This is a genomic window from Alteromonas sp. ISO5, from assembly GCF_058105165.1.
Window position 1 is genome coordinate 1,008,620 of the sequence record NZ_CM176572.1, and the last position, 21,243, is coordinate 1,029,862.

The 21,243-nt window shown below is 49.6% G+C and carries 18 protein-coding genes and 4 tRNA genes; 1 reads left to right on the plus strand and 21 read right to left on the minus strand.

Annotated features, from left to right (window positions below; all coding sequences use genetic code 11):
- Positions 1-46: 46 nt before the first annotated feature.
- From AC2T0J_RS04555 to AC2T0J_RS04655, 21 genes are all read right to left on the minus strand, one after another.
- Positions 47-122 (minus strand) — tRNA-Thr (locus tag AC2T0J_RS04555).
- Between the two features lie 8 nt (positions 123-130).
- Positions 131-205, minus strand: a tRNA-Gly gene (locus AC2T0J_RS04560).
- A 32-nt stretch (positions 206-237) separates the two neighbouring features.
- Positions 238-322: transfer RNA gene (locus tag AC2T0J_RS04565), tRNA-Tyr, on the minus strand.
- A 13-nt stretch (positions 323-335) separates the two neighbouring features.
- Positions 336-411 (minus strand) — tRNA-Thr (locus tag AC2T0J_RS04570).
- A gap of 126 nt (positions 412-537) precedes the next feature.
- Positions 538-1,272 carry a type III pantothenate kinase gene (locus AC2T0J_RS04575; protein WP_489808984.1) on the minus strand — a complete coding sequence of 245 codons (735 nt, stop codon included), beginning with the start codon at positions 1,270-1,272 and terminating at the stop codon, positions 538-540.
- Positions 1,262-2,236: a bifunctional biotin--[acetyl-CoA-carboxylase] ligase/biotin operon repressor BirA gene (birA, locus tag AC2T0J_RS04580; protein WP_489808985.1), complete on the minus strand. Its 975-nt coding sequence runs from the start codon at positions 2,234-2,236 to the stop codon at positions 1,262-1,264. Before birA ends, AC2T0J_RS04575 begins: the two co-directional genes overlap by 11 nt.
- Positions 2,233-3,225, minus strand: coding sequence for a UDP-N-acetylmuramate dehydrogenase (gene murB, locus AC2T0J_RS04585; RefSeq protein ID WP_489808986.1), 993 nt, complete (start codon positions 3,223-3,225; stop codon positions 2,233-2,235). Before murB ends, birA begins: the two co-directional genes overlap by 4 nt.
- A 159-nt stretch (positions 3,226-3,384) precedes the next feature.
- The gene (locus AC2T0J_RS04590; RefSeq protein WP_489808987.1) at positions 3,385-4,365 is read right to left on the minus strand and encodes an LPP20 family lipoprotein; all 981 of its coding nucleotides are present in this window, start codon (positions 4,363-4,365) and stop codon (positions 3,385-3,387) included.
- The gene (locus tag AC2T0J_RS04595) at positions 4,365-6,206 is read right to left on the minus strand and encodes a right-handed parallel beta-helix repeat-containing protein (RefSeq protein WP_489808988.1); all 1,842 of its coding nucleotides are present in this window, start codon (positions 6,204-6,206) and stop codon (positions 4,365-4,367) included. Before AC2T0J_RS04595 ends, AC2T0J_RS04590 begins: the two co-directional genes overlap by 1 nt.
- Complete coding sequence (locus tag AC2T0J_RS04600; protein ID WP_489808989.1) at positions 6,203-7,195, minus strand: MlaD family protein; 993 nt, start codon at positions 7,193-7,195, stop codon at positions 6,203-6,205. The genes AC2T0J_RS04595 and AC2T0J_RS04600 overlap by 4 nt, the downstream gene beginning before the upstream one ends.
- Positions 7,192-7,848, minus strand: coding sequence for an ATP-binding cassette domain-containing protein (locus AC2T0J_RS04605; protein ID WP_489808990.1), 657 nt, complete (start codon positions 7,846-7,848; stop codon positions 7,192-7,194). The genes AC2T0J_RS04600 and AC2T0J_RS04605 overlap by 4 nt, the downstream gene beginning before the upstream one ends.
- Positions 7,845-8,636, minus strand: a complete 792-nt coding sequence (locus tag AC2T0J_RS04610) for an MlaE family ABC transporter permease (RefSeq protein ID WP_489808991.1) — start codon at positions 8,634-8,636, stop codon at positions 7,845-7,847. Before AC2T0J_RS04610 ends, AC2T0J_RS04605 begins: the two co-directional genes overlap by 4 nt.
- Positions 8,626-9,261 (minus strand): hypothetical protein, encoded by a 636-nt coding sequence (locus tag AC2T0J_RS04615; protein WP_489808992.1) that lies wholly within the window; start codon positions 9,259-9,261, stop codon positions 8,626-8,628. Before AC2T0J_RS04615 ends, AC2T0J_RS04610 begins: the two co-directional genes overlap by 11 nt.
- Positions 9,262-9,316: 55 nt before the next feature.
- Positions 9,317-10,030 carry a tetratricopeptide repeat protein gene (locus tag AC2T0J_RS04620; protein WP_489808993.1) on the minus strand — a complete coding sequence of 238 codons (714 nt, stop codon included), beginning with the start codon at positions 10,028-10,030 and terminating at the stop codon, positions 9,317-9,319.
- Entirely contained in the window at positions 10,027-11,052 is a 1,026-nt protein-coding gene (locus AC2T0J_RS04625; protein WP_489808994.1) for an LPP20 family lipoprotein, read from the minus strand. Before AC2T0J_RS04625 ends, AC2T0J_RS04620 begins: the two co-directional genes overlap by 4 nt.
- Before the next feature lie 22 nt (positions 11,053-11,074).
- Complete coding sequence (locus AC2T0J_RS04630; protein WP_489808995.1) at positions 11,075-12,541, minus strand: murein transglycosylase domain-containing protein; 1,467 nt, start codon at positions 12,539-12,541, stop codon at positions 11,075-11,077.
- The gene (locus AC2T0J_RS04635) at positions 12,519-12,956 is read right to left on the minus strand and encodes a hypothetical protein (protein ID WP_489808996.1); all 438 of its coding nucleotides are present in this window, start codon (positions 12,954-12,956) and stop codon (positions 12,519-12,521) included. The genes AC2T0J_RS04630 and AC2T0J_RS04635 overlap by 23 nt, the downstream gene beginning before the upstream one ends.
- On the minus strand, positions 12,953-13,336 hold the full coding sequence (locus tag AC2T0J_RS04640) for a hypothetical protein (RefSeq protein ID WP_489808997.1): 384 nt from the start codon (positions 13,334-13,336) through the stop codon (positions 12,953-12,955). The genes AC2T0J_RS04635 and AC2T0J_RS04640 overlap by 4 nt, the downstream gene beginning before the upstream one ends.
- 2 nt (positions 13,337-13,338) lie before the next feature.
- Complete coding sequence (locus tag AC2T0J_RS04645; RefSeq protein ID WP_489808998.1) at positions 13,339-16,143, minus strand: hypothetical protein; 2,805 nt, start codon at positions 16,141-16,143, stop codon at positions 13,339-13,341.
- 17 nt (positions 16,144-16,160) lie between these two features.
- Positions 16,161-18,158 (minus strand): CsgG/HfaB family protein, encoded by a 1,998-nt coding sequence (locus tag AC2T0J_RS04650; RefSeq protein ID WP_489808999.1) that lies wholly within the window; start codon positions 18,156-18,158, stop codon positions 16,161-16,163.
- Positions 18,159-18,168: 10 nt separating this feature from the next.
- Positions 18,169-19,257, minus strand: coding sequence for a hypothetical protein (locus tag AC2T0J_RS04655; protein ID WP_489809000.1), 1,089 nt, complete (start codon positions 19,255-19,257; stop codon positions 18,169-18,171).
- Between the two features lie 364 nt (positions 19,258-19,621).
- Between AC2T0J_RS04655 and AC2T0J_RS04660 the strand changes: the two genes are divergently transcribed.
- A complete protein-coding gene (locus AC2T0J_RS04660) occupies positions 19,622-21,139 on the plus strand; it encodes a putative bifunctional diguanylate cyclase/phosphodiesterase (protein ID WP_489809001.1) in 1,518 nt (505 codons plus the stop codon).
- The last annotated feature ends 104 nt before the right edge of the window (positions 21,140-21,243 follow it).

The following is a 21,243-nucleotide window of genomic DNA, read 5'->3' on the forward strand; positions in this document are numbered from 1 at the left end:
ACAATGTTAGGTGAATTTAAATATTACTACATGAGCTGGGGAGAAATGGTGCTGATAGGCAGATTTGAACTGCCGACCTCACCCTTACCAAGGGTGCGCTCTACCAACTGAGCTATATCAGCACGGGACTTGGAGCGGGCAGCGGGAATCGAACCCGCATCATCAGCTTGGAAGGCTGAGGTAATAGCCATTATACGATGCCCGCATTCCTAATTCTCTTGCCACACTCATAGAAAGTGGTGGAGGGGGCAGGATTCGAACCTGCGAAGGCTGAGCCGGCAGATTTACAGTCTGCTCCCGTTGACCGCTTGGGTACCCCTCCAGAGATTGATGAATGGTGCCGACTGCCGGAATCGAACTGGCGACCTACTGATTACAAGTCAGTTGCTCTACCAACTGAGCTAAGTCGGCTCCTCATCAAGTGGGTGCGAATTCTAGAGTAATGAATCACTCAGTGCAATAGGCTTTTGCGAAAAATTTTCTTTTTTTTGACTGAGTGGTTATTAATTTATCACCCTGTCGTTTAATTGAACAAAATCAATTAAAAGAAGCTTTTTCAGCATAGCGGGCTAGGCCGTCTATCACCAAATTCGCGGCGGAGAGACTACCACCGTCACAAGCACTTGTCAGCAGTTTTTTATCGCCGCCGGTAAAAATTATGACACTTTCTTTAAATTGACTATTTAATCGCCGCCTGGCTGACCAAAAAACACCCTGCAGTGCAGCCAGGCAGCCCATGGCCACACATTCTTCTGTATCACTGGCAGTCATTAATTGTTCCGGCACGGTCTCATTTTCGAAAACCCGGGTCGTATTGGAGAGCAGTGCTTTTTTCATTGTATGAAAGCCTGGCGCTATCCATCCGCCTAAATGTTGACCATCTGCCACAAAATCTACCGTTACCGCTGTGCCGGCATCAATCACGGCAAACGGTTTATCGGTTAATTTTGCCGCACCTAAAATGGCCAGCCAGCGATCCACGCCCATTTTTTGCGGATTTTGGTAACTGTTGGAAATACCAAATGCGTCACTTTCTGTTTTCACCGCACAAAATGTAACCTGCTGTTCCCGGCATAATTGCGCCAGCGCTGCTTCCACTGCTGGTTTACCCACATTAGCGATATATAAATGGGTAACCGGAGCTGCTTCTATATAAGTAATCAATGCCGACAGGTCGTCCACCGTATTGACGTTATCGCCATCATCACTTAATAAACGGTATTTAATTCGGGTGTTACCAATATCCACCAGCAATACGCTGTTAGTTTGCACGTAAACTTACCTCTCCTCCGTGGAACCGGGTAATGCCGTCAGCTGTTTCCAACAGCAGTGCGCCACTGGCGTCGATGCCCCGGTTTATACCACTGATTCGTTTATCGCCTGTTTTTATTACCACAGTGCGGTCGGCAAACCAGTCCAGGTGTTGCCACTCTTCGATATACGACTCGAAACCACGCTGGGTAAAATCAGGCAGTAGTGTCCAGAGTTGCTCAATGATACGGGCCGCTACCTCATTCCGATCGACATCCGGACCGAGAACCTGGCTTAAATCGGTATGCGGCTGGCCCACATCGTATTCGTGAGCCGGTACCATAACATTTAATCCAATGCCGATAATACAATCGGCGGGCGCGCCGATTTGCCCTTCTACTTCAATTAATACCCCGGCCAGCTTTTTACCATACAGGTACACATCGTTTGGCCATTTCAGGCGGGCTTCTTCCACACCGCAGTCTCGCAGTGCCCGACATATAGCCACACCGACTAATAATGACAGGCCGGCCATCCCCTGATAACCGTCATTAAAACGCCAGTACATAGAAAAAGTTAAACTACCGCCGACTGGTGCCAGCCACTGACGGCCATGTCGACCACGACCAGCGGTCTGAATCTCAGCCAGTACCGTATCACCATTAGCCCGCAGGCGAGCGGTGTTTTTCAGTTCGGTATTGGTCGATTCTATAACCTGCAACACATTGATGTCGGCATAAGGTTTATTGCTCAAAGCGCCAGTAATGGCCTTAGCATCGAGCAGCTTAAGCGGCCGGTTTAATTTGTAGCCCTTCCCTTTTACCTTAAATACGTCCAGTCCCCAGTCAATCAGCTGGTTGATATGCCCGGCAATAGCAGTACGGGATAGGTTTAATGTCTGAGCCAGGGTTTCACCTGAGTGAAAGTCGCCGTCCGCCAGCAGGCCAAGTAGTTGTTGCCTTACCTCGCGGGATTTATGTTTCATAGTTCAATACGTCCTTGTTTACCCAACAGTCTCACCTCAGGCACCAGGGTTATGGAAAATAGTTGTGAGACTTTTTGCTGAATCGCCCGGGCCAATGTAAGCAGTGCTTTGCCTGTGGCATGATGTTGATTCACCAGTACCAGCGGCTGACGATGATAACAACAAGCACCGTCTATGCACTGGCCTTTAAATCCGGCGTTATCAATTAGCCAGGCGGCTGGTACTTTTACCTGCTGTTCATTCACTATAAAGCCAGGAATAACCGGATGAGACTTTTTCAGTGCTTCATACTGGCTGGTGGCGATCGTCGGATTTTTAAAAAAGCTGCCAGCGTTCCCCAGTACCACCGGATCCGGTAGCTTTTGCTGTCGCACCTCAATAACTTTATTGAAGATATCAACGGGCGATGGGTTTTCCAGCGCTGCCAGTTCAGCGTAGGCGGTTACCGGTTTAATATCGCCTGCCAACCAGAAGTGCACGTGGGTTACCACCCAGTGCTTTGCTTCGGCACGCTTAAAGCGACTGTCACGGTAACCAAACTGACACTCGTCCCGGTTTAAAGTAAAAGCCTTGCCGGTGATAACATCAACGACCTCAACCTGACTGATGCGCTCGCCCACTTCCAGGCCATAGGCACCAATATTCTGAATCGGTGCCGCGCCAACAGAGCCCGGGATCAGCGCAAGGTTTTCCAGGCCTCCCCAGCCTTGCTCAATAGTATAGGCCACCAGCGTATGCCAGTTTTCGCCAGCACCCACCCGCAAGCTTACCCCACCGGGCTCATGACAAACTTCAACGCCGGTAATTTTATTGACCAGCACCTGGCCATCATAATCTTCGGTAAAAATCGTATTACTTCCCTCCCCCATAATGTAACTGGGAGTGTCCCGGGGGTATAAATCGAGAAGTTGCTGCACCGAGCAAAACTCATGGAGTACGCGGCAACGACTGGCGATACCAAAAGTATGACGTTGGGATAAATCAGGCATAGACACAGACTGTAATCTTAGAGGTCGTTTAGTATGCCTTAAAAGACCTAAGGTTGGCTATGTTGACACAGGTAACGATTAGCAGATTGGGCCTTTTCGGCCCAATCTTATGTAATAGGTAAAGCCCTTAACAACACAAGGTTGCTAAGCGCATGGCGCTTAGTCGAGAACAATAATGACGCCGGCTTCGTTGAAAAAGCCTTTATCGTCAAGCTCAATAATGCGCTCTGCATATTCGCTGGCCAGCACGATTTCGGTTCGTGTGTCACCATAGGTACGTAGCGCTTTAACTAACAGCGGGCGATTGCCAACCACCGGGTGCTGTACGGCAAAGTCCACATCGCGGGCAAATAATGACACCAGCTGACCACGTTCCAGCAAGCGTTCTTTGGAAGCGCCCTGATCCGGGTACACTACCGCGCCGCGTAACTGGCGAATTTTAGGACTCAGTGACGGAATAAAGTTACTGCCTCTGGCATCCACCACCAGCCCGGTGGGTTGTATATCCGCAACCGGTTCAGGCTGCGCATCCTCGCGACGGGTCTCAACCAGTTTTTGTTCAATCACCGACAACCGGCGGTTGAGCTTTTCCATTTCCAGTAGCCATACTGGCTTTTCCAGTTCTACATCATCCTGGGCATAGGCTTTACTGATCAATGCCCCGCCTAACCAGTCGAGGGTTGAGCGATAAAAACTTTGCAGGCCGGTTTCCTGATAGACTTCCTGATAAATCGTTTTAGACGCCTTGCCACCCAGATTGATCACCATTTCTATTTTACAGCTGCCATCATCGGCAGGGGTACGGCTGATAATGCGGGCATTACGAATAATCCCCTCCACTTCGCTTTTCACCTCATCGTTACTCAACATGTAATTGTCGATGACGGTGGTCGCAGTCACTCTGACGCCCTGGGTTGCCTCCAGCAAATTACGCTGAGCATCAACCACTGCTGCGCGGCACGCCAGTAATGGCCCGGCTTTACCGCGCACATTGCCCGGCGGCAAACCGTAACCTTCGGCAGAGACTTGCCCCGTGGTCCAGTTAATTTTACCGCCGGCCGCGGTCCATTCTTCATAATGAGCGTCCGCGGCAATGCTACTGCTGCTTACCAGCGCCAGAGCGAATACAAGCTTTCTCATTATTTAGTCCTTACTTTACCTAAAATTGACGTCTCAGAAGGTGCAGGTTGCCATTTGTTGTCTTGTGCTATGACCTCATAACTGGACGCGTTCTGAATATGAAACGGGAAGTTATTCTGCAGCGTACAATCCGTCATATTGAGCTTGGCGTAATCACTCACCACAATACCTGCCGTGTTACTGCCGTCAATTACACAGGAGCGTAAAGTCACATTGGACTCACCTTCAATACTCAGGGCGGTAAAACGGCTACCGATTATCTCAATGGCTTCCAGCAGTGGCTGACCGGATTTAACCAGTATGCCTATGCCTGCATCTTTGATTTTTAGCCCTGAGATTTGTGTTGGTTTGGTATTGTTCACAATCAGGTAAGGCTTCCGACGAGCCTGTTTGCCACTGGCACGGATACGGATATCCTGTTTTAGCCCCCAGAAATACGCCTCTCCATTAATTTCGATAGTGGCACCGGGCTCAAACTCCAGCACTACTCCAGGCTCAATGTATAACTCACTGTCTTCAGCAAACACCACCTCACCTTTTACCTGATAAGGACTAAAGGTTTCAGTAAGCGACAAAATACCAGCATAACCGCCCTGCAGCGGGCCGCTAACAAAAGTTTGTTTACCCACTTCCTTTATATAGGTAGTCAGAGTGAGTGACTTAGGCTCACTGGTATTGCCCGCCTCATCGATGGCAACCACCTCGTAGGTACTCTTACTGAACGCTTCCGAGTCAATATCGAGGTTAACGAAGGAGTCACTGCTTTGTTGAATTACAACACTACCGCTGTCATTGGTGCGCGTTACTTTATAGGCGGCTGCAACTTCGGCGTCCTGCCAGGCCAGCTTAAGGGTGGATTCAGTCTGACTGCCCACCAGATTGGTTACCGGCGGCGGCGCTTCATTGTCAAAATTCACCAGGCCGGTAATACTCAGTAGTGTATTAGTACTGCCATCAGTGTCTTGCAGGATACCGGTAACCGGTACCCGCTGTTCGTTCCAGTCGGGTTGTACCGGAATCTCGCTGATATACACACCGGGCTCCACTTCTTTAAGCTCGGTCCGTAACTGATTGCCAAGCTCCACAAACGCCTGCAAACCTGCTTCGCCTTTCACGCCGACTTCTATTACGTCGCCGTAGCGTAGCCATTTACCGGCTTTGTCGTGAATAACCGATTCAATAAGTGGTCCGGCACTACCTTTATAAAAACGCGGTTGAGGAAATTCAAACGCCACCTTACGCCCCAGCTCGTCGGCGGCCGCCAGCAGGTTTTCATCATCTAAATTCATGGCGGCAATCGCCGCGTTAAGTAACAGGCCCCAGGCAGTAGTGGACACGCCACCGGCGCGCTGGGTGACTTCATGCTCGCCGGTCCATACCACGTCGCCTTTGGTATTATATAGTGACAGTTTAATACCGAGCCGGATCTCTGAATAAATACCAGCAAAGAACCTTTCAAAGTCTACCACTTCACCGACCAGCACCCCTTCAACGCCAAGATAAGACGCCATTTGGGTGTGATCCAGAGGGCCCGACGGTAACCGTTTATCGACTTCTCCAGGATGCATTACCGAGAAGTTCCGCCCGGAAAGCTGGCTGTTGATAACCTGTCGAAGCAGCGGTCCGGCTACTTTTTCTTCGGTTACATTACTGAACGGTAAAATGGCAATGCTCGAAGGGATCGCCTGTTGCTCACCGCTTACACCAGTGTTGTTCTCTACTTCGCTGCTGGTTGAACGTTGCGGTGGACCCACCAGCACCGTGTCTTTTGTACTTACTGTACAACCAGACAACACCAGACACACCGCACCTAACCACAGGTGCACAGACAGCTTCTTCATGACTTGGGGTCTCCTTCCACAAGCGGTGGTACCGCAGGGTCGTATAGGGATTCATCAGGCGGGAACAAGCCGTTATTTTCCGGCCCTTTGGCTGGCACCGGCACGGCCTCCCCGCCCTGTAATAACCAATGTTGACGTAACTGGCGGGTGAGACCATTTACCTCAAACAATAAATTGTTGAGCAATGCCTGAGTTTGAGGCATTTCCGCCACGGTGGGTTCCATATTCACCGCGATGGCGTTGATACTTTCGATTAACTGTGCCGACTGCTCCGCCACGCCAGCAAAGGTGGCTATGTTATCGTTAACGGTTTGCGAGCCTTCCTGCAGGGTGGTTTCCATCACCTGCATGGTGCGCTGCATCTGGTTAAGGACGTCAGGCAACTGCTGACTGGCTTGGGTCATACTGGAGGTCAATGTCGCAACGTTTTCCAGACTTTGGGTCAGTGAGTCCTGGTTGTCACTGACATTGGTGACTATCTTGTCGAGGTTCACCAGGATATCAGCCACTTTTTGCGACAGTGCCTGGATATCCCATTCTTGCATCAGGTCCTGTATTGAGCGTGGCTCCTCGGCTTCCAGTAAGGCACCATTTTGTAATTGCCCCGCCGGGCCGGGAATAAAAGCAATGGCCGCACCCGACAATACATTATCAATGGCCAGCGTAGAGTCTATCTTAAGCCGGCTTCCCGCCCGGTACAGCGCCTGGTAATCCCGCTGCATCACCAAATCCAGCGCCACCTGCCCCTGCTCACTGAGGCGGATATTGTCAATCCGGCCCACGCTGACACCGTTAATTTTCACCGGCGAGCCCACGCTCAGTCCGAAAGACGAAGAAAGGTTAGCGCGAAAACGCAGTTGGTCGGCATGTTGTTCCTGTAAATCCTCAAACAATAACCAGCCAGCCAGTAACACTGCCACAATCACAAACAAACCAAGCAGCGTATCCTGCGCACGGGAAGACAACGACTGTGATGGCGCAAAGCTCATTGTACTTCCTCCAGTTGATGGTTATGAATTGCCAGTACCCGGTCGGCAAAGTCGGTGCGATCGCCGGCGGTGACCGTCATCACTACCGCATACTGATGTTGTTGCTGTTCCCTAAGCAACACATTTAGCATATTTTCACGCATTTCGTGTGACATACCGCTTTGCACTTCATCCAGCAGTATCAGTTTAGGCCGAAATACCATTGCCCTTAACAAGTTCATCATACGGGTTTGCACATCATTCAGCTGATGCGGTTCCAGTGCGAGTAACTCTGTCATTGCCAGCGCCTCCGCCAGGGGCTCAATGTGATCCGCTATTTCTTTTTCCGACATCCGGGTATGGTACAGCATCGGAAAGGCAATGTTATTGTAGTTAGTAAATATGCTCAGCAAGCCACCGGCTTCAAAAGCCATACAGGTGGATTTAAAACGCGCCTGTTCGGTCATATCCCTGAGCGATAAGCCTTCGATAATAATGTTGCCGTCATCCGGCTCGCATAACCCGGCTGCCAGCTTTAACAAACTGGAACCACCATCCAGTACGCCGGTTTCAATACACACAATTTCGCCGCTGTTAACGCGCAGGCTGAGCTGCCTGAACACCACGTTCTGGTCAAACCGCAAATCGACATTATCAAACTGCAAGCAGGTCATAAGTACACCAGGTAGGACAAGCCCACATTCAGCACAAAAAACGCAAACAGTTGAAAAGTGTTTGAATTAGATATCGCCCGCGATACATCAGTAAACCGATCCTGCACATTGTAACCGAAGAACAAGCTGGCCAGGCCAATCAGGCAGCCGCCCACCAACGCTTTGGTCATACTTACCACCACTTCGGTGAAAGTGAGCTGTTCGAGCAGGGCACGGATAAATGCCATCAGCGTAATGCCGCCCTCATGATATAACTCAATTACCGCATATGAGGTAAACACACATATCAGATTAAAATAGAAAAACATCAACAGCAAAGAGAGTGGAAACGCAAAGAATACCGGCAGCAGGAAAACCAGTGCCGGACTCATATTCACCGCAGACAAGGCATCAAACTGGCGGTACAACTGCATTTGTCCCACTTCAGCGGTCACTGCGGAGGCCGAACGGGCAATCAGAATGATGCCGGAAATTAGCGGGCCGATCTCACGATTCACCACAATATTAAAAAACTGTGCGTAGTAATCGATAAACTGCATGTTATTGGGAATAACTGAATAGGCTTTGGACATCACAAACACGCCAAGTAACACGGCAATAATCGTATTAATTGACGCCGCCCTGAGGCCTGAGTTATACAACTGGCGCTTAAACAGCAACCAGAAGATACGACGTCGCTGGGGCTTTAATAGTTGAGGGCAGGTATTTAACGCCAGACCCAGCAGGCCAGTGATACCCACCAGCACATTGGCATAACGCCGGGTTCGTAATCCCAGACTACTGAGCATAAACCGTGTCCCGCCGCCAGGTTCTGACCCGTTCTGCTCTGGCGGCCTCGCCCAGTTGGCTAAGCAGCAGTGCTGCTCGCGAAGCGTAATCCGCTGCCGCGTTCGGTTGTCCCTGCTCGTATTTTAACTTTGCCAGTAAAAAATAGCTGTCTGCCATGTTATGGCGGGCATCAAACTGCTCAAATAACACCAGCGCTTTTTGTAAAGCCGGCTCATTAAACGCAGCTTTACCAGATAAATAACACTGTAAAGCCAACCATTCGGTTGTTTCTGTACTGCTAAGGCAGTTGGTCACACTGATGTCAAAGATGGCTCGGTAAGACGCGTCATTGGCTGGCAGAGCTGCCATAGCCCGCGCATAATCATCTCGGTTGCCGGTAATAAAATATTGCGCCAGATGAGCTCTTGCCTGTGCTAGCTCATCGCCCTGAATAATCGCTACGTCCAGCAACGCAGCGCAGTCCTCGGTAGCGCCCGTGGCAGCTACGCCTCGCTGGCATAATTTCCACAGCGCCTTTGCCATAAGCGGCAGGTCGTTATTCTGATAGGCCTGATTGGCAATATTTCGCATGGCGAACACCGAAAAACCGGCGTCCTGCGCGAGTTTTTGATACTGTGCAGACAAGCTTGGCGGCGGGGGCGTGCTGCCACAACTCCACAACAAGGCAACGCAGCAAAAGCTAAGTGTTCGAATTATCGCCGTGTGCATAACTTAGCCTTACCATACGGGTGAGTGTATGGAGATTGTCTTCCGTGTTTACGTAGCGATTAAGCAACGTCATGATTTCATCCTGCGACATTTGTTCCTGCATGAAGTTTATACTGCGGCGCAGGGGTTTTAGCTCGTTAGTCGACAGCTGAATTTCCAGCAAATCAACAAAGTCATCGTAATCACCTTTTAAAAACAGTTTGCGGCTGCGACGCATAAAGTTCCAGTCGGAAAATTTACGCAGGTATTTCGACATCACAGTGCCTAGGGCAAATGCCATGGCCATGGCGATGAGATCGAAAAGTTTATCAAGGGTGAGTTCTTCTAACTGCTGGGCCTGCTCACTCACCGACGCATCATAAATAGACCGTATCACTTCAATGCGACGGGCAGCCAGAGCATTAAGCGGGTTAATTTCCAGCGCCCGGCGAAAGGCCACCTCGGCTTCGACTATCTGTTTATTTTCATACAGTGCATCACCATACAGCGACAGCAACATATCATTGTCCGGATACTGCACCGTGGCATTTTCCAGATAACGAATAGCCTCTTCATATTCTCCGCTTTCGATCAGGATTTGCGCTTCAACGATCGCTACTTTGGGTGACGCATGGGCGGCCGACTGGCAAAACAGTACCAGCAGCAGGCATACCAGTAATCTACGGTAGCAAGTGGCGCTCATCATCTGGCAATCACTATCATCACTTCGGCATTACCCAGCGCTTTTTGCAGGGTCTGCTGCGATTTCAGTAACGCTACGGCAGCGTCGCTGATGACCAGATCAGACTTACGGGATTTATAGGTGCCTTGTGAGGGTATGATAAAAGGCTTAACCGCAATGCGAGCATTACGCACTGCATCATTTACATCAAAATCGTAAGAAACCGGGCGGCTGCTGATACGGCCCTGGGTTAAATCATCTGCAGTAGGGTAAATAATGTCGCCCTTTTGATTTCTGATCCGCGGAATGGTCGCCAGTTCAAAATTGCCAATCTGGCTGGCATCTATTAAGACACCGGTAAAGTTACTATTACTTTCATAAAACTCAATGTATTGTTCCAGTTGAGCGATAACCTGAGGCTGACTGTGAGTTTTCAGTAAACGGGTAATTTCTTTTACCAGTTCCAGTTGGTTTGGGTTGTCGATAACCAAATGGCTTTGAGTCGTTTCTGCCGCCGCAGCAGTAGGGAACAACGTGAGCGAAGGCCATTCCATCTGAGTGGTGCGGGACAGTACCCATTGCACCGGTTTATCGTACCAGGTTGCGGCCGTCATGCCGCCTTTTGCCACCTCGGGTGCAATCATCTGAATAAAGCGACCGTCCAGTGACATGGTCATGGTAACCGTTGCAACGTCATTCTGGTAATGATCGGCGGTCATCGCCGCGCCTTTAATCATGGCTTCCAGGCTGGTTTTTACCGTATCGCTCTGCGCCACCATTTGCTCAACAACCGTTTCAGATGACACCCGCACGCCTTTGATCATCTCGGCCAGGTTTCGGTAGGCATCCAGTTGAGCAGCCCGGCGAGCCAGCAACCGTTGTTTAACCAGCGGCACATCATCCGGCGCTACGCCATAACCGTAGGCTGAAATCACCCCGGAAGACCAGTTAATTACGCCACCCGGCTTTTGCTCAACGACTTCTTCTGCATTAGCGAGGCCGGAGAGGAACGCACACACCAACGTTAAATATCGCATTGTCTTCATTGTTGCTCTCACTTTAAACGGGTTACGCATCAAACTGCTTATACTTAGCCATTCGGGTTACCACCTTTTTCAGGTAGTTTTTGGTTTCCTGGGCTGGCAGGTTTTCCATCAGAAAATCATAGACTGCATCGGGCGACATCCCATTGATGGTATCGACCGCGGCAGTGATACTTTTTTTGGGGGTAAAGGTTCTGGCCACATTGCCCACTCCAGTGTTGTAACTGGCAACCGCACAATAAAAACGCGCCTGGGGGTCAGTGATTTTACGTAAGTAGCGATGGGTCAGCAGGTGAAAATAGGCTGAGCCCAGCTTGAGGTTATTATCCTCATTAAACAAATAGTCAGCACTTACTATCTTTTTTTCACCATGCACAAAAAGGTGTGCGTCCAGGCCTGCAGTTTTGGGCACCAATTGCATTAAACCAAACGCGGGAACGGGAGATACCGCTCTGGGGTTATAACTCGATTCTGTTTCGATAATCGCCATAATGACTGAAACCGGCACATCGTACTGCTCGGCATAGCCTTTGATATCATCAAAATACTGCTTAACCAGTTTTTCCTGATAACCGTTTACAAACTCTATTTTTAATTGCAGGCGGGTTTGCCCACCTTCTTCCACCACGCTCAGTACCGGCATGGGTTTGGTTTGATCAACAGGCTGGATGGTTGCCGTCATTTGAGCCTCTGCTCCAGCTTGGGCGGGCGCTACAAACTGCCTGGCAACAGCGGAAGGTTTCTCTGCCGGCAGGTTGGTAATTTGCGGCGCGGTTTCCGGCTCTTCATCCGCTATCGGTTGTGGCCGTGGCTGACCCGCATCGGCTTTGGTAAGTTGTTGCTTTTGCGCCACCTTGCTTACCAGCGCACTGATATCAACCGACTCAGACTCAACTTGCAGTTCCGGTGCAGCGGAGAAATCCTGCTGTAAGGCGTCGGCCAGACCTTTGAGTTGTCCGCCAATGGTGTCGGGCAGCACACTGGCCAGTGATGAATCAGTAGATGATGTCATCTCTACCGGCTCTTCGGTAACTTCAGCCACCTCTTTGGTTACTTCCTGGAGCAGTACGTCCTGCTCATCCAGCTCGGCCGGTGTAGCGGTGGCTATGGACGATGACATTTCCATCAGCTCAGCAACCCGCTGTTGAAGATCTTCGCCTGGCTCTACCAGGGTTTCGATGAGCAACTCACCCGACTCAAAGTCGGCGATAGCCCGGCTGCTCATTGTTTTGTTATAGGTTACCCAGCGGTGTCTTTCAGGCATGGCCCCATCAGGCCATTTAACCTCAATACGCTTGGTCAGGCCTCGGAAGGCACGGTCGATAGCTTCATCCACAGCCTGGTAGATGTCGTCGATACGCCTGGTTTGGTTTTCGAATTCAGCATCCATCCGCGCGCTGATTTCATCGAAGTCATCTACCGACTGCGCAGCACAAAACGGACTGAATGCCAGCGTCGCGGCCAGCAGGTTAATACTGAGAATTTGCCGCATTACTGATCGCCTCTAAACTTTCCCGTTCTTTGCAAATATCAGCTTCGTTTGTCAGGCAAATACCCAGTACCACTTCCGCAATCCAGGTTCCTTCCTGCTCATAAACTTTCTCGTCTACCACAACGGTACCCTGCAACCAGGTTTTTACACGGGTCGCAATAATATCGCTTTTTACCTCATACTCTTCCACGGTAGAACCGGCACGTAATTCAATACCCTTTACCTGCTCAGATAACTGACGCTGAGCATCGAGCTGGGCAGCACGCTTAGCCAGCATGCGAGCCTGGGCGTTGGTTTTTGCCATCGCCGGATCCACGGTACCGAACCCTTGTGCCGTCACTACGCCAGTTAAATCTGCAGCCTGAACAACGCCGATAAAACCGGCCAGCAGCAACAGTAAAAACTTTACTTTCATGGTTTAATCCCTTTTTGCTTAAGTACCTCAGCGTAGACGTGATTAACCAGGTCAATCTCTACCCCTTCGCGCACTGAATCCATTAATTGATCAACAACTTCCACTTTAAACGCACCTGAGAGCAGAAACTGACGCACGCTCAGCAATTCACGCTTACAGGCAATGGGGGCGTGAACAATGGCAGAATTCAGATCGTTGACCTTTAAATATAGCGTGCCTTTGGCTAATACACACTCACGATATTTGTCGCGCAGACCTTCCAGCTCTTTCGATTCGCTGACTTTCTTAATTGCAGAATACTCGTTGGCTGCTGCCATATTGAGACCGGAAAACACTGTGACTGCCGAGCACAGCAATAACAGCCTGGATAATTTGATCATGTTTAGTTCCCTTCTGCATGCGGTGCAGTGGTGATTTCAGCGGAAGCCGACACGCTTCCCTCTAATTCGTCTTTATCTACCGCGGATACCCGGTAGCAGTAACTGCGCCTGCCAGACACATCAGTATCAACATAGTTGGCGGCACTGACAGCTGCCAATTTTCTTACATTACTACAACTTGAGCCCCGGTATACCTGATAAAAATCAATATCGCGTTCAGGTGCCGGCTGCCACTGCAAGACCACATTGGAGGCTGATTCCACGGCGTTGAGCCCTTCAATGCGGGCCGGTAGTGGCTTGGTTCTGGCCTCAACCACCGGCGTGGAAACGCCGTTGGCATCATACAGATTATACGCCAGTATTTTGTAGCGATGGGTTTGACCATCACCCAGTTTGCTGAAGAAGCTCCCCTCGTCGACATAGCGACTGGCAGTTCGACTGCTCAGGGTTTCCAGTAAATCAAATTTACCCTTATCTTCACGATAGATCTTATAGCCTTTAACATCGGCATCATTAGCCGGCTGCCAGGTAAGTGTTACACGTTTAACCTGGTTACTCGCCGCCGTAAAGTTCTCTGGTGCTGCCGGCACCGCTTTGGTAGTGGCCGTCACGATATTCGACTTTTGCGTTTCTTGGTCACCACCCACCGCGCTAATCGCATATTCATAGCTCACGCCATCGGCCAGATTGCGGCGGTCATTGTCGGAGTACTGAGTAATGCTCGGTGTAGTGATAGCCGTAACCAGCTCCCAACGGGGTACACCCTGAACCCGGCGGTACAGTTTATAGCCATCAATATTTTTATGAGCAGTCCAGCTTAAATCCGTTTGTCGCAACATGCCCTGAGCAGCCACACTTAGCGTTACTTCATCAGGACTAGCAATACTGGCAAACGCAGACGGGTCACTGCGCAGACCGTCTTTATCCTCGGCCACCACATAATAGGAAGTTTGCGCATAAGGTTTCAGGTTAGCATCGGTAAATGCCGACTCATTAGCGGGTAGCAGCGCAATTTCCTGCCAGCCCTGGTTATTCCAGCGCCGGTATAAGCGGTAGTGCTTGATGTCTACTTCGCCCGATGGCGGCCAGCTGATACGAATTGTATTGTTGTCTGCCGATAGCGCCGGGCTCTGCGCCTGATCCGGGCGTGGCTTGGTTTGCGCGCTGCGTGTTTCTGATACAAAACCAACGCCTTTGAATTTATTCAGTGCAACCACGAGGTAATGATAGGTCGTGCCGTCTTTTAAAGGCTGACCATTATCTACCCCGTCAATAAACTGGGTTTTATCGGCGCCGCTGACATCAGCTAATGCATCAAGCAGGGTATCTTGGTCCAGCTCCCCTTCCGTGCGGAATATCCGGTAACCCACTACATCGTCGTCTTTTACCGCCTGCCAGTACAAATGAGCAGATTTAACCCCGCCAGAGACGCTAAATTCTGTCGGCGCGGCCAGTTTCTTAGTTTCCTTGCGGGTGATATTAGAAGGCTCAGAGGCAGACAATTGATCGAACAGGCGAACCTGATACTCATAAACCAGGCCGTCTTCCAGACCCTGTTTGTCTACGTATGTGCCGTTGTGGCCAGGGTTGATTTCGCCCACGGTTTGCCAGTCATTCGTACCGGCCCCGCGACGCTCGATGCGCACACTGTATTCTGAGGCGGCTGGCTGCCACTGCAGAGTGACTTCACGGGTTTTTATCTCGCTATCGGCATTAAGCAGGATAATCGGTGCACTGGTTACCCTCACCGGTGGAGACTTGGCACTTTCCTTACCACTGTTGGTTACCGTTGTTACCGCAAACTCATAGCTCTTATCCGCTTCCATCAGGTTGACGGCAGAAACGGAGTAATTAATTTTTCCGGTGTCTTCAATTTTTACCGCAGGCGCCCAAACGCCACCGACTTCACGATAATACACCTGATAGGCGGCGGTTTTTTCCTGATTCGCAATCGAAGGAACAAAGTCGAGCTTCACACCGTTAACGTAAACCTGATGCTGCAGGATAGACGGCGCTGCCACATCGGCACTGGCCTGGGCTTTGGCAATAGTGGCTTTACTGACCAGGCCACCATCCATTTCATCACCGGTTTCCAGGATAATATCCAGACGGTAATAAAAAGTGCCACTTTGGGGAATTCGGGTATCGACATACTGACTTTCAGTAGTACTTTCGACAAATTCAAAAGGCCCCGATTCTGATTCCCCCCGATACAGGTTGTAATAAAAGACCGCGCCGATATCAGCGGTTTGCCAGTTCAGTACAACCTGCTCGCCCTGCGCGTTGCTGGTAAATGCTGTTAGTGCGGCACTGGCTTGTGTGCTATCCGGCTGCACCGACAGCGCACGGCGAATGCGTCGCTCCAGTGACTCTACGATTTCCGGTGCCCGGGTCACTAACTCACCCTGGGTTTGAAAGCTCTCCTGCCAAATCGCCGCCTCCCGGCTGTTTGATACATCAATCAGCTTAAAATCCACAATGATGGTGGCACGTTTAATATCGATTGAACCAGACAAAATAAAGTTTACGCCTAGTCCATTGCCGTACTGAATAATTTTTTGTGTATCAGCTACCTGCGCACCGCCAATACGGTACAGGCCTTCTTCCATCTGGCGCCTTGAAAGTAACTGATAGGTTTGGGAACGCTCCAGCTCCTTTCGCATGGAAAAGAGCAGGTCACCGTCCAGACCAATAGCATCAATACTGGCCGGTGACAGGTTGAATAAAGCGAGGCTGGTTTTTGCAAAAGTCGTGGTTGGTAACAACAACACTATCAACACAGCGACTCTAAAGATTACTGCTTGCATATCCCCTCGCCTACTAACTAATTTCTAAATTGATAGGTTTCGATGATTTGCTTCATATACCCGTCAATTTTGGCGGAGATCGGAGAGTTAACATTAGATTTAACACGCTCATCAAACTTGGCATCAACAAACCGCTCCAGCGCTTCCAGCGATTCTTTACGCTTAAGCAGTAATTCTTCACCGGCTTCGAAGTAATCGACTTCACGGTTACGCAGTGGTTGTAATACTTTACGGGACAAATCTTCCACCACCTGATCCGCCATCATTTGCAGCATTTCAGTATCAGTGGCAATTTCCAGTGGGTCGTAAGCAATGTTAGCGTCTTTCACCCCGTCGTTACCCACGTCTTCTTTCACCAGGCGCGAACGGATAGTATCCACACTCACGTTTTGTCCGGTTGAAACGTCAACGATGCGATAAGAAATCTCGATAAAGCCGACCTTTTTCGCTTTGTTTACGGTGTATTCTTTTTCGGTGTATACCGGCACCATAATTTTCGCCTGTGGTGCCTCTTTCAGATCGTTTTTATCTGGGTTCGGGTTGAGCGCTTTCCAGTTCAGGAAGTCAATGTTGTCCTGAATTTCCTGGCCAACCTGATAGCGTACGGTTTCGGCACTTTCAGATTTGGTTTCGTCTACTTTAAACAACAGTACCGAGCCCATGATTGCCACATCGATACCATACAAACGTCCCATTTCTTTGGCGGTATCTTCAGATACCACGCCGATTTGGCCGAGTTTCATTTCTTCAAGGATGGACTTCAGGTTTTCACGCTCAAGGATGTTGATATCCTTGGTAGCGTTGTTGAACAGGTTAGAAATCAGCTTTCCGGCAATCAGGCCACCCGCATCCATGTTGTAAGACGGGCTCTTAAAGTCAAATACCGCGATTGATTTGATGACACGCTCGCGAATTTTATCCTGTACATCACGTGACTTCTCAAACAGGCCTTCCATTAACGGGTCCAGCTTGCCGATTAATTCGTACATGTACCAGGCAACCCCCCAGTAACGATTGTCCATGTATTCGATGGCGATATCTTCGGCGCGGGATATCACGGCATTGCGCAGAGCAACGGCACGCAGAGGTAGTGCACCACCGGTATTTTCGTCAATTTCAATCGCCAGATTGATTGCCCGGGCGATATAACCCTGCTGTAACAACCGGGTCGCTTCAATAATTTTCTCGTCAACCAGCTTTTCCAACGCTGTGGCTTTCCACGCGATACAGTCCTGGTCGTTAGGGCTGAACGAAAGCACTTTTTCACAGGCAAACTCAGTCTGACTCCAGTTTTGTGTATCTAACGACTGGGCCGCCAGACTTTTAAAAAAGGTAGCGTTGTTTTTCTGGTCAGCATCAGCGGCCATTTTCTTGGCGATAACATTGTTCGGATCCAGCATGGTGGCTTTGCGGGCCGCCAGCTTGGCATCTTCAAACTCGTACTCAACAAAGGCTTTTTTGGCTTGTAGAAGATAATCGCGGGTACCTTCGGTTTTAATCCGCGAAGCTAACGGTACTGATGCTTCAAAGTTTGGATACAACTTCTGAACCTGTTGCAGTGTCAGGTTAGCACGCACCCAGTCCTGACGGTCAATCAGTGCCAGCGCTTCAGAATAACGCTCCTTCACTTCATCAATGAGTTCACTGCGCGAGCTATCGATCTGACTTTCCAACGACGCAATAGCCGGCAGATTCGGCGAGAACTGCCTGGCTTCCGCCACCAATGACTCGGCTTTCTCAATGTCATTAATGTTGACTCTGGCCACATTCAGAATCCCCTGCGCCTGACCAATGAGTGTCTGTGAGGCTTTCAGGCGTAAACTGCTAAGCTGAGCCGAATACTGTTGGTTATTCGGCTCTTTGGTTATTGCCTGCTTAAGGTAAGCAATGGCCTCAGCATAATTCCCGGCTGCAGCGAGCTGCTGAGATACATCAAACTCTTTTTTTCCCTTGCCCGTTGATTGACAGCCTGCCAGGGCTGACAATACCAGAGCGGCCAATACGTACCGTCTCATTGGTTGATCCTCAAACTTTGGTTGCGGTGATTTTGTTACCTGTGACGCCAACAATCTGTATTTTATGTCGTTGCGCTATGTTACTGGCCAGCAGTTCTTCATATAGCTGTTCTGTCCAGCCTTTATAGCTGATGACAAGATGTGCCACACCATTGGCGATATTAGAAATTTCGATTTGCTGAATAGCGGGCATAGCCTCCTGAATGACCGCTTTCATCTGATTCGCGACATCCAGTGAGTCAACGCCTTCAATATCAAGAAACACATTTCTGGCTTTCACCTGCTCCTGATGCCAAAAGCGGATCAGTTGTTTCCGTAACTGTGGCCATTCCTTGCGAATGATATCGGCTGATAGCTTTGCAAAAATACTGTTCGATTTAACGCCCGGTTTGCTGGCGCTCTTGCTACCTGCAGCCAGCACCTGGTTATCACCTACCCGGGTCACCTGCATGCCAAGGGTCAGCTCGTTGGCATTGATTTTCATGCCTTGGAATTCTTCCGGTTTTATTTGGGAATCAACGATCAGATTAACAGCAAACCCGGCGTAAATAGGTTCGTCTTCGTCAAACACCTGAAAGCCATCCCGTAACAAACGTTCGGTCATTTCGTTGCGGGCATGCTGGGCAATAATAGAGTTGGTGGAATTTTCATCGAGTACCACGGTAACGCGGGGCATTTTGGTCCAGCCCATGGAAGCCTGAATTTGAGCGACTCTGTCTACCAGTATATCCACCCGTACATCAGCCTGAATGACCACTTCGTAGATGTCTTCGCTGTCGCCTACGCCATCATAAATAATTTTGTATTCGTCGATCTGGCCTGCCGTGCTGGAAAATATCTGGTCTTTACCCAGCAGGTAATTATTCACGTCGGTACGGGAGCGCACAAAGGTGCCAACCACTTGTTCTACCGCAGCCCGCTTTGCATTTTCCAGGGCCACTTTGCGGGCTTCGACAATATTGTTGTCAGCCACTGCACTGATCCCTTTGGCTTCAACCAGCTTGGCAGTCGCTGATGCACTCACAACACTCAGAAAAGCAACAAAAAAAGGGATTACCACGAAAGAATACTGTTTGATGCTTCCACTGCATACTGCCATAGTGTCTCCAAATACCCACTATTACTACCAATAGTAGTTGAATATAATCCAATACCCCGTGATTTGCACTATCGCATCGGCTTTCTCACCCAAATATCGCAAAAATAAGTCAACTTGTCGGTTTTTAGGGAACTTTTTTATGAGTTTTATGCGGTCATTTATAGGACAAAAGTTGACAAATTGGCCCGACTAATCTGATGTGTTGCCAAATGACGACTTTTTTTATCCACAAATGAAAAAAAGCTTTATAAAGTCGGCGTTGGCGTATAGCTTTAATGCTATGCACAAGCCTAATTCGTCGCGATTACGGCGTCTGGCTACTTTTAGCCTTCCCTCCCGACTTTATCTTTTGAAGGAACGCGCAATGCAAAGTGACTCAACCGGAATCTGGTATTTTGAATGTGACGTCTGTGATATCGAAGCATATCTGCTGAACCTGCAAAGTCGTTCTGTTATCTATCCCGATGAATGCGAATACCTGATTAAAAACCTGCATAAACTGCACGCTACGTCAGAGCAGAATACCCATGGCGTGGTACCTTTGTGTCACCGCTGTGTAACGCTTATCGCTAAAGATGACAAAGTCGAAATTGTTATAAACCGGGAACAGGAAAAAACTGACCATGTGACCCAACTGCCTTTGCGTGTGTCTCTTTTGCGTCAGCTCGGGATATGGTACGAGCAGGATCCCGAGGCGATAACCGGTATCTGCCTGGTCGAGATCGACGATTTCAGCGATATTAACGACACCATTGGCCATGCCGCCGGCGATCTGATTTTGTTTGAAATCGCCCGTCGCCTGGAGCGGTATCATGGTTCACGATTTAAGTTGGTCAGACTGCATGGTGATGAATTTGCCCTGGCGGTAACGCAATTAGCTGATACAGAGGATATCTGGCAGATCTCAAAGTGGATTTGTGAGCAGTTCGAACCGCCTTTTATGACCCAGAAAGGCGCCGTGTTCCTGACTCCGTCAATTGGCTTGTCACTGAATATCAATACTGGTGAAGAACCTGTTACTTTGCTGGAAAGTGCATATATTGCCCTCAACCATGCCAAAGACGATCCGCTGACTAAAGAGAAATTATACAACCCTCAGCAGGAACATACGCTGACCCGGCAGGTGTTGCTCGAAGCCCAGCTCAATCAGGCGCTCACTGAAGAAGACAGTTTACTGGTGTGGTATCAGCCCAAACAGGATTTGCTTAACCGACAAATCAATGGTCTGGAAGCATTGATCCGCTGGAACCATATTACCGAAGGACTGATTTCCCCCGGTGAGTTTATCCCCCTTGCTGAACGCACCGGTTTAATTTGCAGCATTACCGATTTCGTCGTCTGTCAGGTTGCCAAAGACATCCCAAAACTGCGCATGCACGGTTTTACCGGCAAAGTGTCGATTAATATCTCGGCTACCGACTTTATGCGTACCAACCTGGTAGATAGTCTGCTGGCGTTGCTCAAGCCGTATAATGTCGATACCAGTGACATTGAGTTAGAAATCACCGAAGGCGCTTTTATCAGCGATTTCGATCACTGTATTTTACTCCTCACCGCCCTGCGTGACGCTGGATTCGCTTTGTCTATCGACGACTTTGGCACGGGCTACAGTTCGCTGAGTTATTTAACCCGGTTACCGGTAGATACCATAAAAATTGACATGAGCTTTGTCAGAGAGCTGGCCCGCAGTGAGCAGGCCAGGCAGATTTACAAAGGCATGATTGATATTTGTAAAGCAATGCACTTCGATGTGCTTGCCGAGGGCGTTGATGACGACGCCCAGCGAGAAACGCTGGCCGCCATTGGTTGCGACCGTATTCAAGGTTATCTGCTGAGTAAACCCTTACCGGTAGACAAACTACTCGAATTTCTGAATAAGTAACCGCGGACTGTAGACTATTTCATTGAAAAATGATGGGAATCGATTCAACTCGGTGGCGATAAACTCGATACCAGCTATATTCAAAAAATAATTACGAAAGCGCC

Bases quoted from the DNA above. Each gene is read 5' to 3' on its own strand.
- AC2T0J_RS04640 (WP_489808997.1), bottom strand. From the start codon at position 13,336: ATGATCAAATTATCCAGGCTGTTATTGCTGTGCTCGGCAGTCACAGTG.
- AC2T0J_RS04590 (WP_489808987.1), bottom strand. From the start codon at position 4,365: ATGAGAAAGCTTGTATTCGCTCTGGCGCTGGTAAGCAGCAGTAGCATT.
- AC2T0J_RS04630 (WP_489808995.1), bottom strand. From the start codon at position 12,541: ATGCGGCAAATTCTCAGTATTAACCTGCTGGCCGCGACGCTGGCATTC.
- AC2T0J_RS04610 (WP_489808991.1), bottom strand. From the start codon at position 8,636: ATGCTCAGTAGTCTGGGATTACGAACCCGGCGTTATGCCAATGTGCTG.
- AC2T0J_RS04650 (WP_489808999.1), bottom strand. From the start codon at position 18,158: ATGAGACGGTACGTATTGGCCGCTCTGGTATTGTCAGCCCTGGCAGGC.
- AC2T0J_RS04655 (WP_489809000.1), bottom strand. From the start codon at position 19,257: ATGGCAGTATGCAGTGGAAGCATCAAACAGTATTCTTTCGTGGTAATC.
- birA (WP_489808985.1), bottom strand. From the start codon at position 2,236: ATGAAACATAAATCCCGCGAGGTAAGGCAACAACTACTTGGCCTGCTG.
- murB (WP_489808986.1), bottom strand. From the start codon at position 3,225: ATGCCTGATTTATCCCAACGTCATACTTTTGGTATCGCCAGTCGTTGC.
- AC2T0J_RS04605 (WP_489808990.1), bottom strand. From the start codon at position 7,848: ATGACCTGCTTGCAGTTTGATAATGTCGATTTGCGGTTTGACCAGAAC.
- AC2T0J_RS04620 (WP_489808993.1), bottom strand. From the start codon at position 10,030: ATGATGAGCGCCACTTGCTACCGTAGATTACTGGTATGCCTGCTGCTG.
- AC2T0J_RS04595 (WP_489808988.1), bottom strand. From the start codon at position 6,206: ATGAAGAAGCTGTCTGTGCACCTGTGGTTAGGTGCGGTGTGTCTGGTG.
- AC2T0J_RS04660 (WP_489809001.1), top strand. From the start codon at position 19,622: ATGCAAAGTGACTCAACCGGAATCTGGTATTTTGAATGTGACGTCTGT.
- AC2T0J_RS04645 (WP_489808998.1), bottom strand. From the start codon at position 16,143: ATGCAAGCAGTAATCTTTAGAGTCGCTGTGTTGATAGTGTTGTTGTTA.
- AC2T0J_RS04600 (WP_489808989.1), bottom strand. From the start codon at position 7,195: ATGAGCTTTGCGCCATCACAGTCGTTGTCTTCCCGTGCGCAGGATACG.
- AC2T0J_RS04625 (WP_489808994.1), bottom strand. From the start codon at position 11,052: ATGAAGACAATGCGATATTTAACGTTGGTGTGTGCGTTCCTCTCCGGC.
- AC2T0J_RS04635 (WP_489808996.1), bottom strand. From the start codon at position 12,956: ATGAAAGTAAAGTTTTTACTGTTGCTGCTGGCCGGTTTTATCGGCGTT.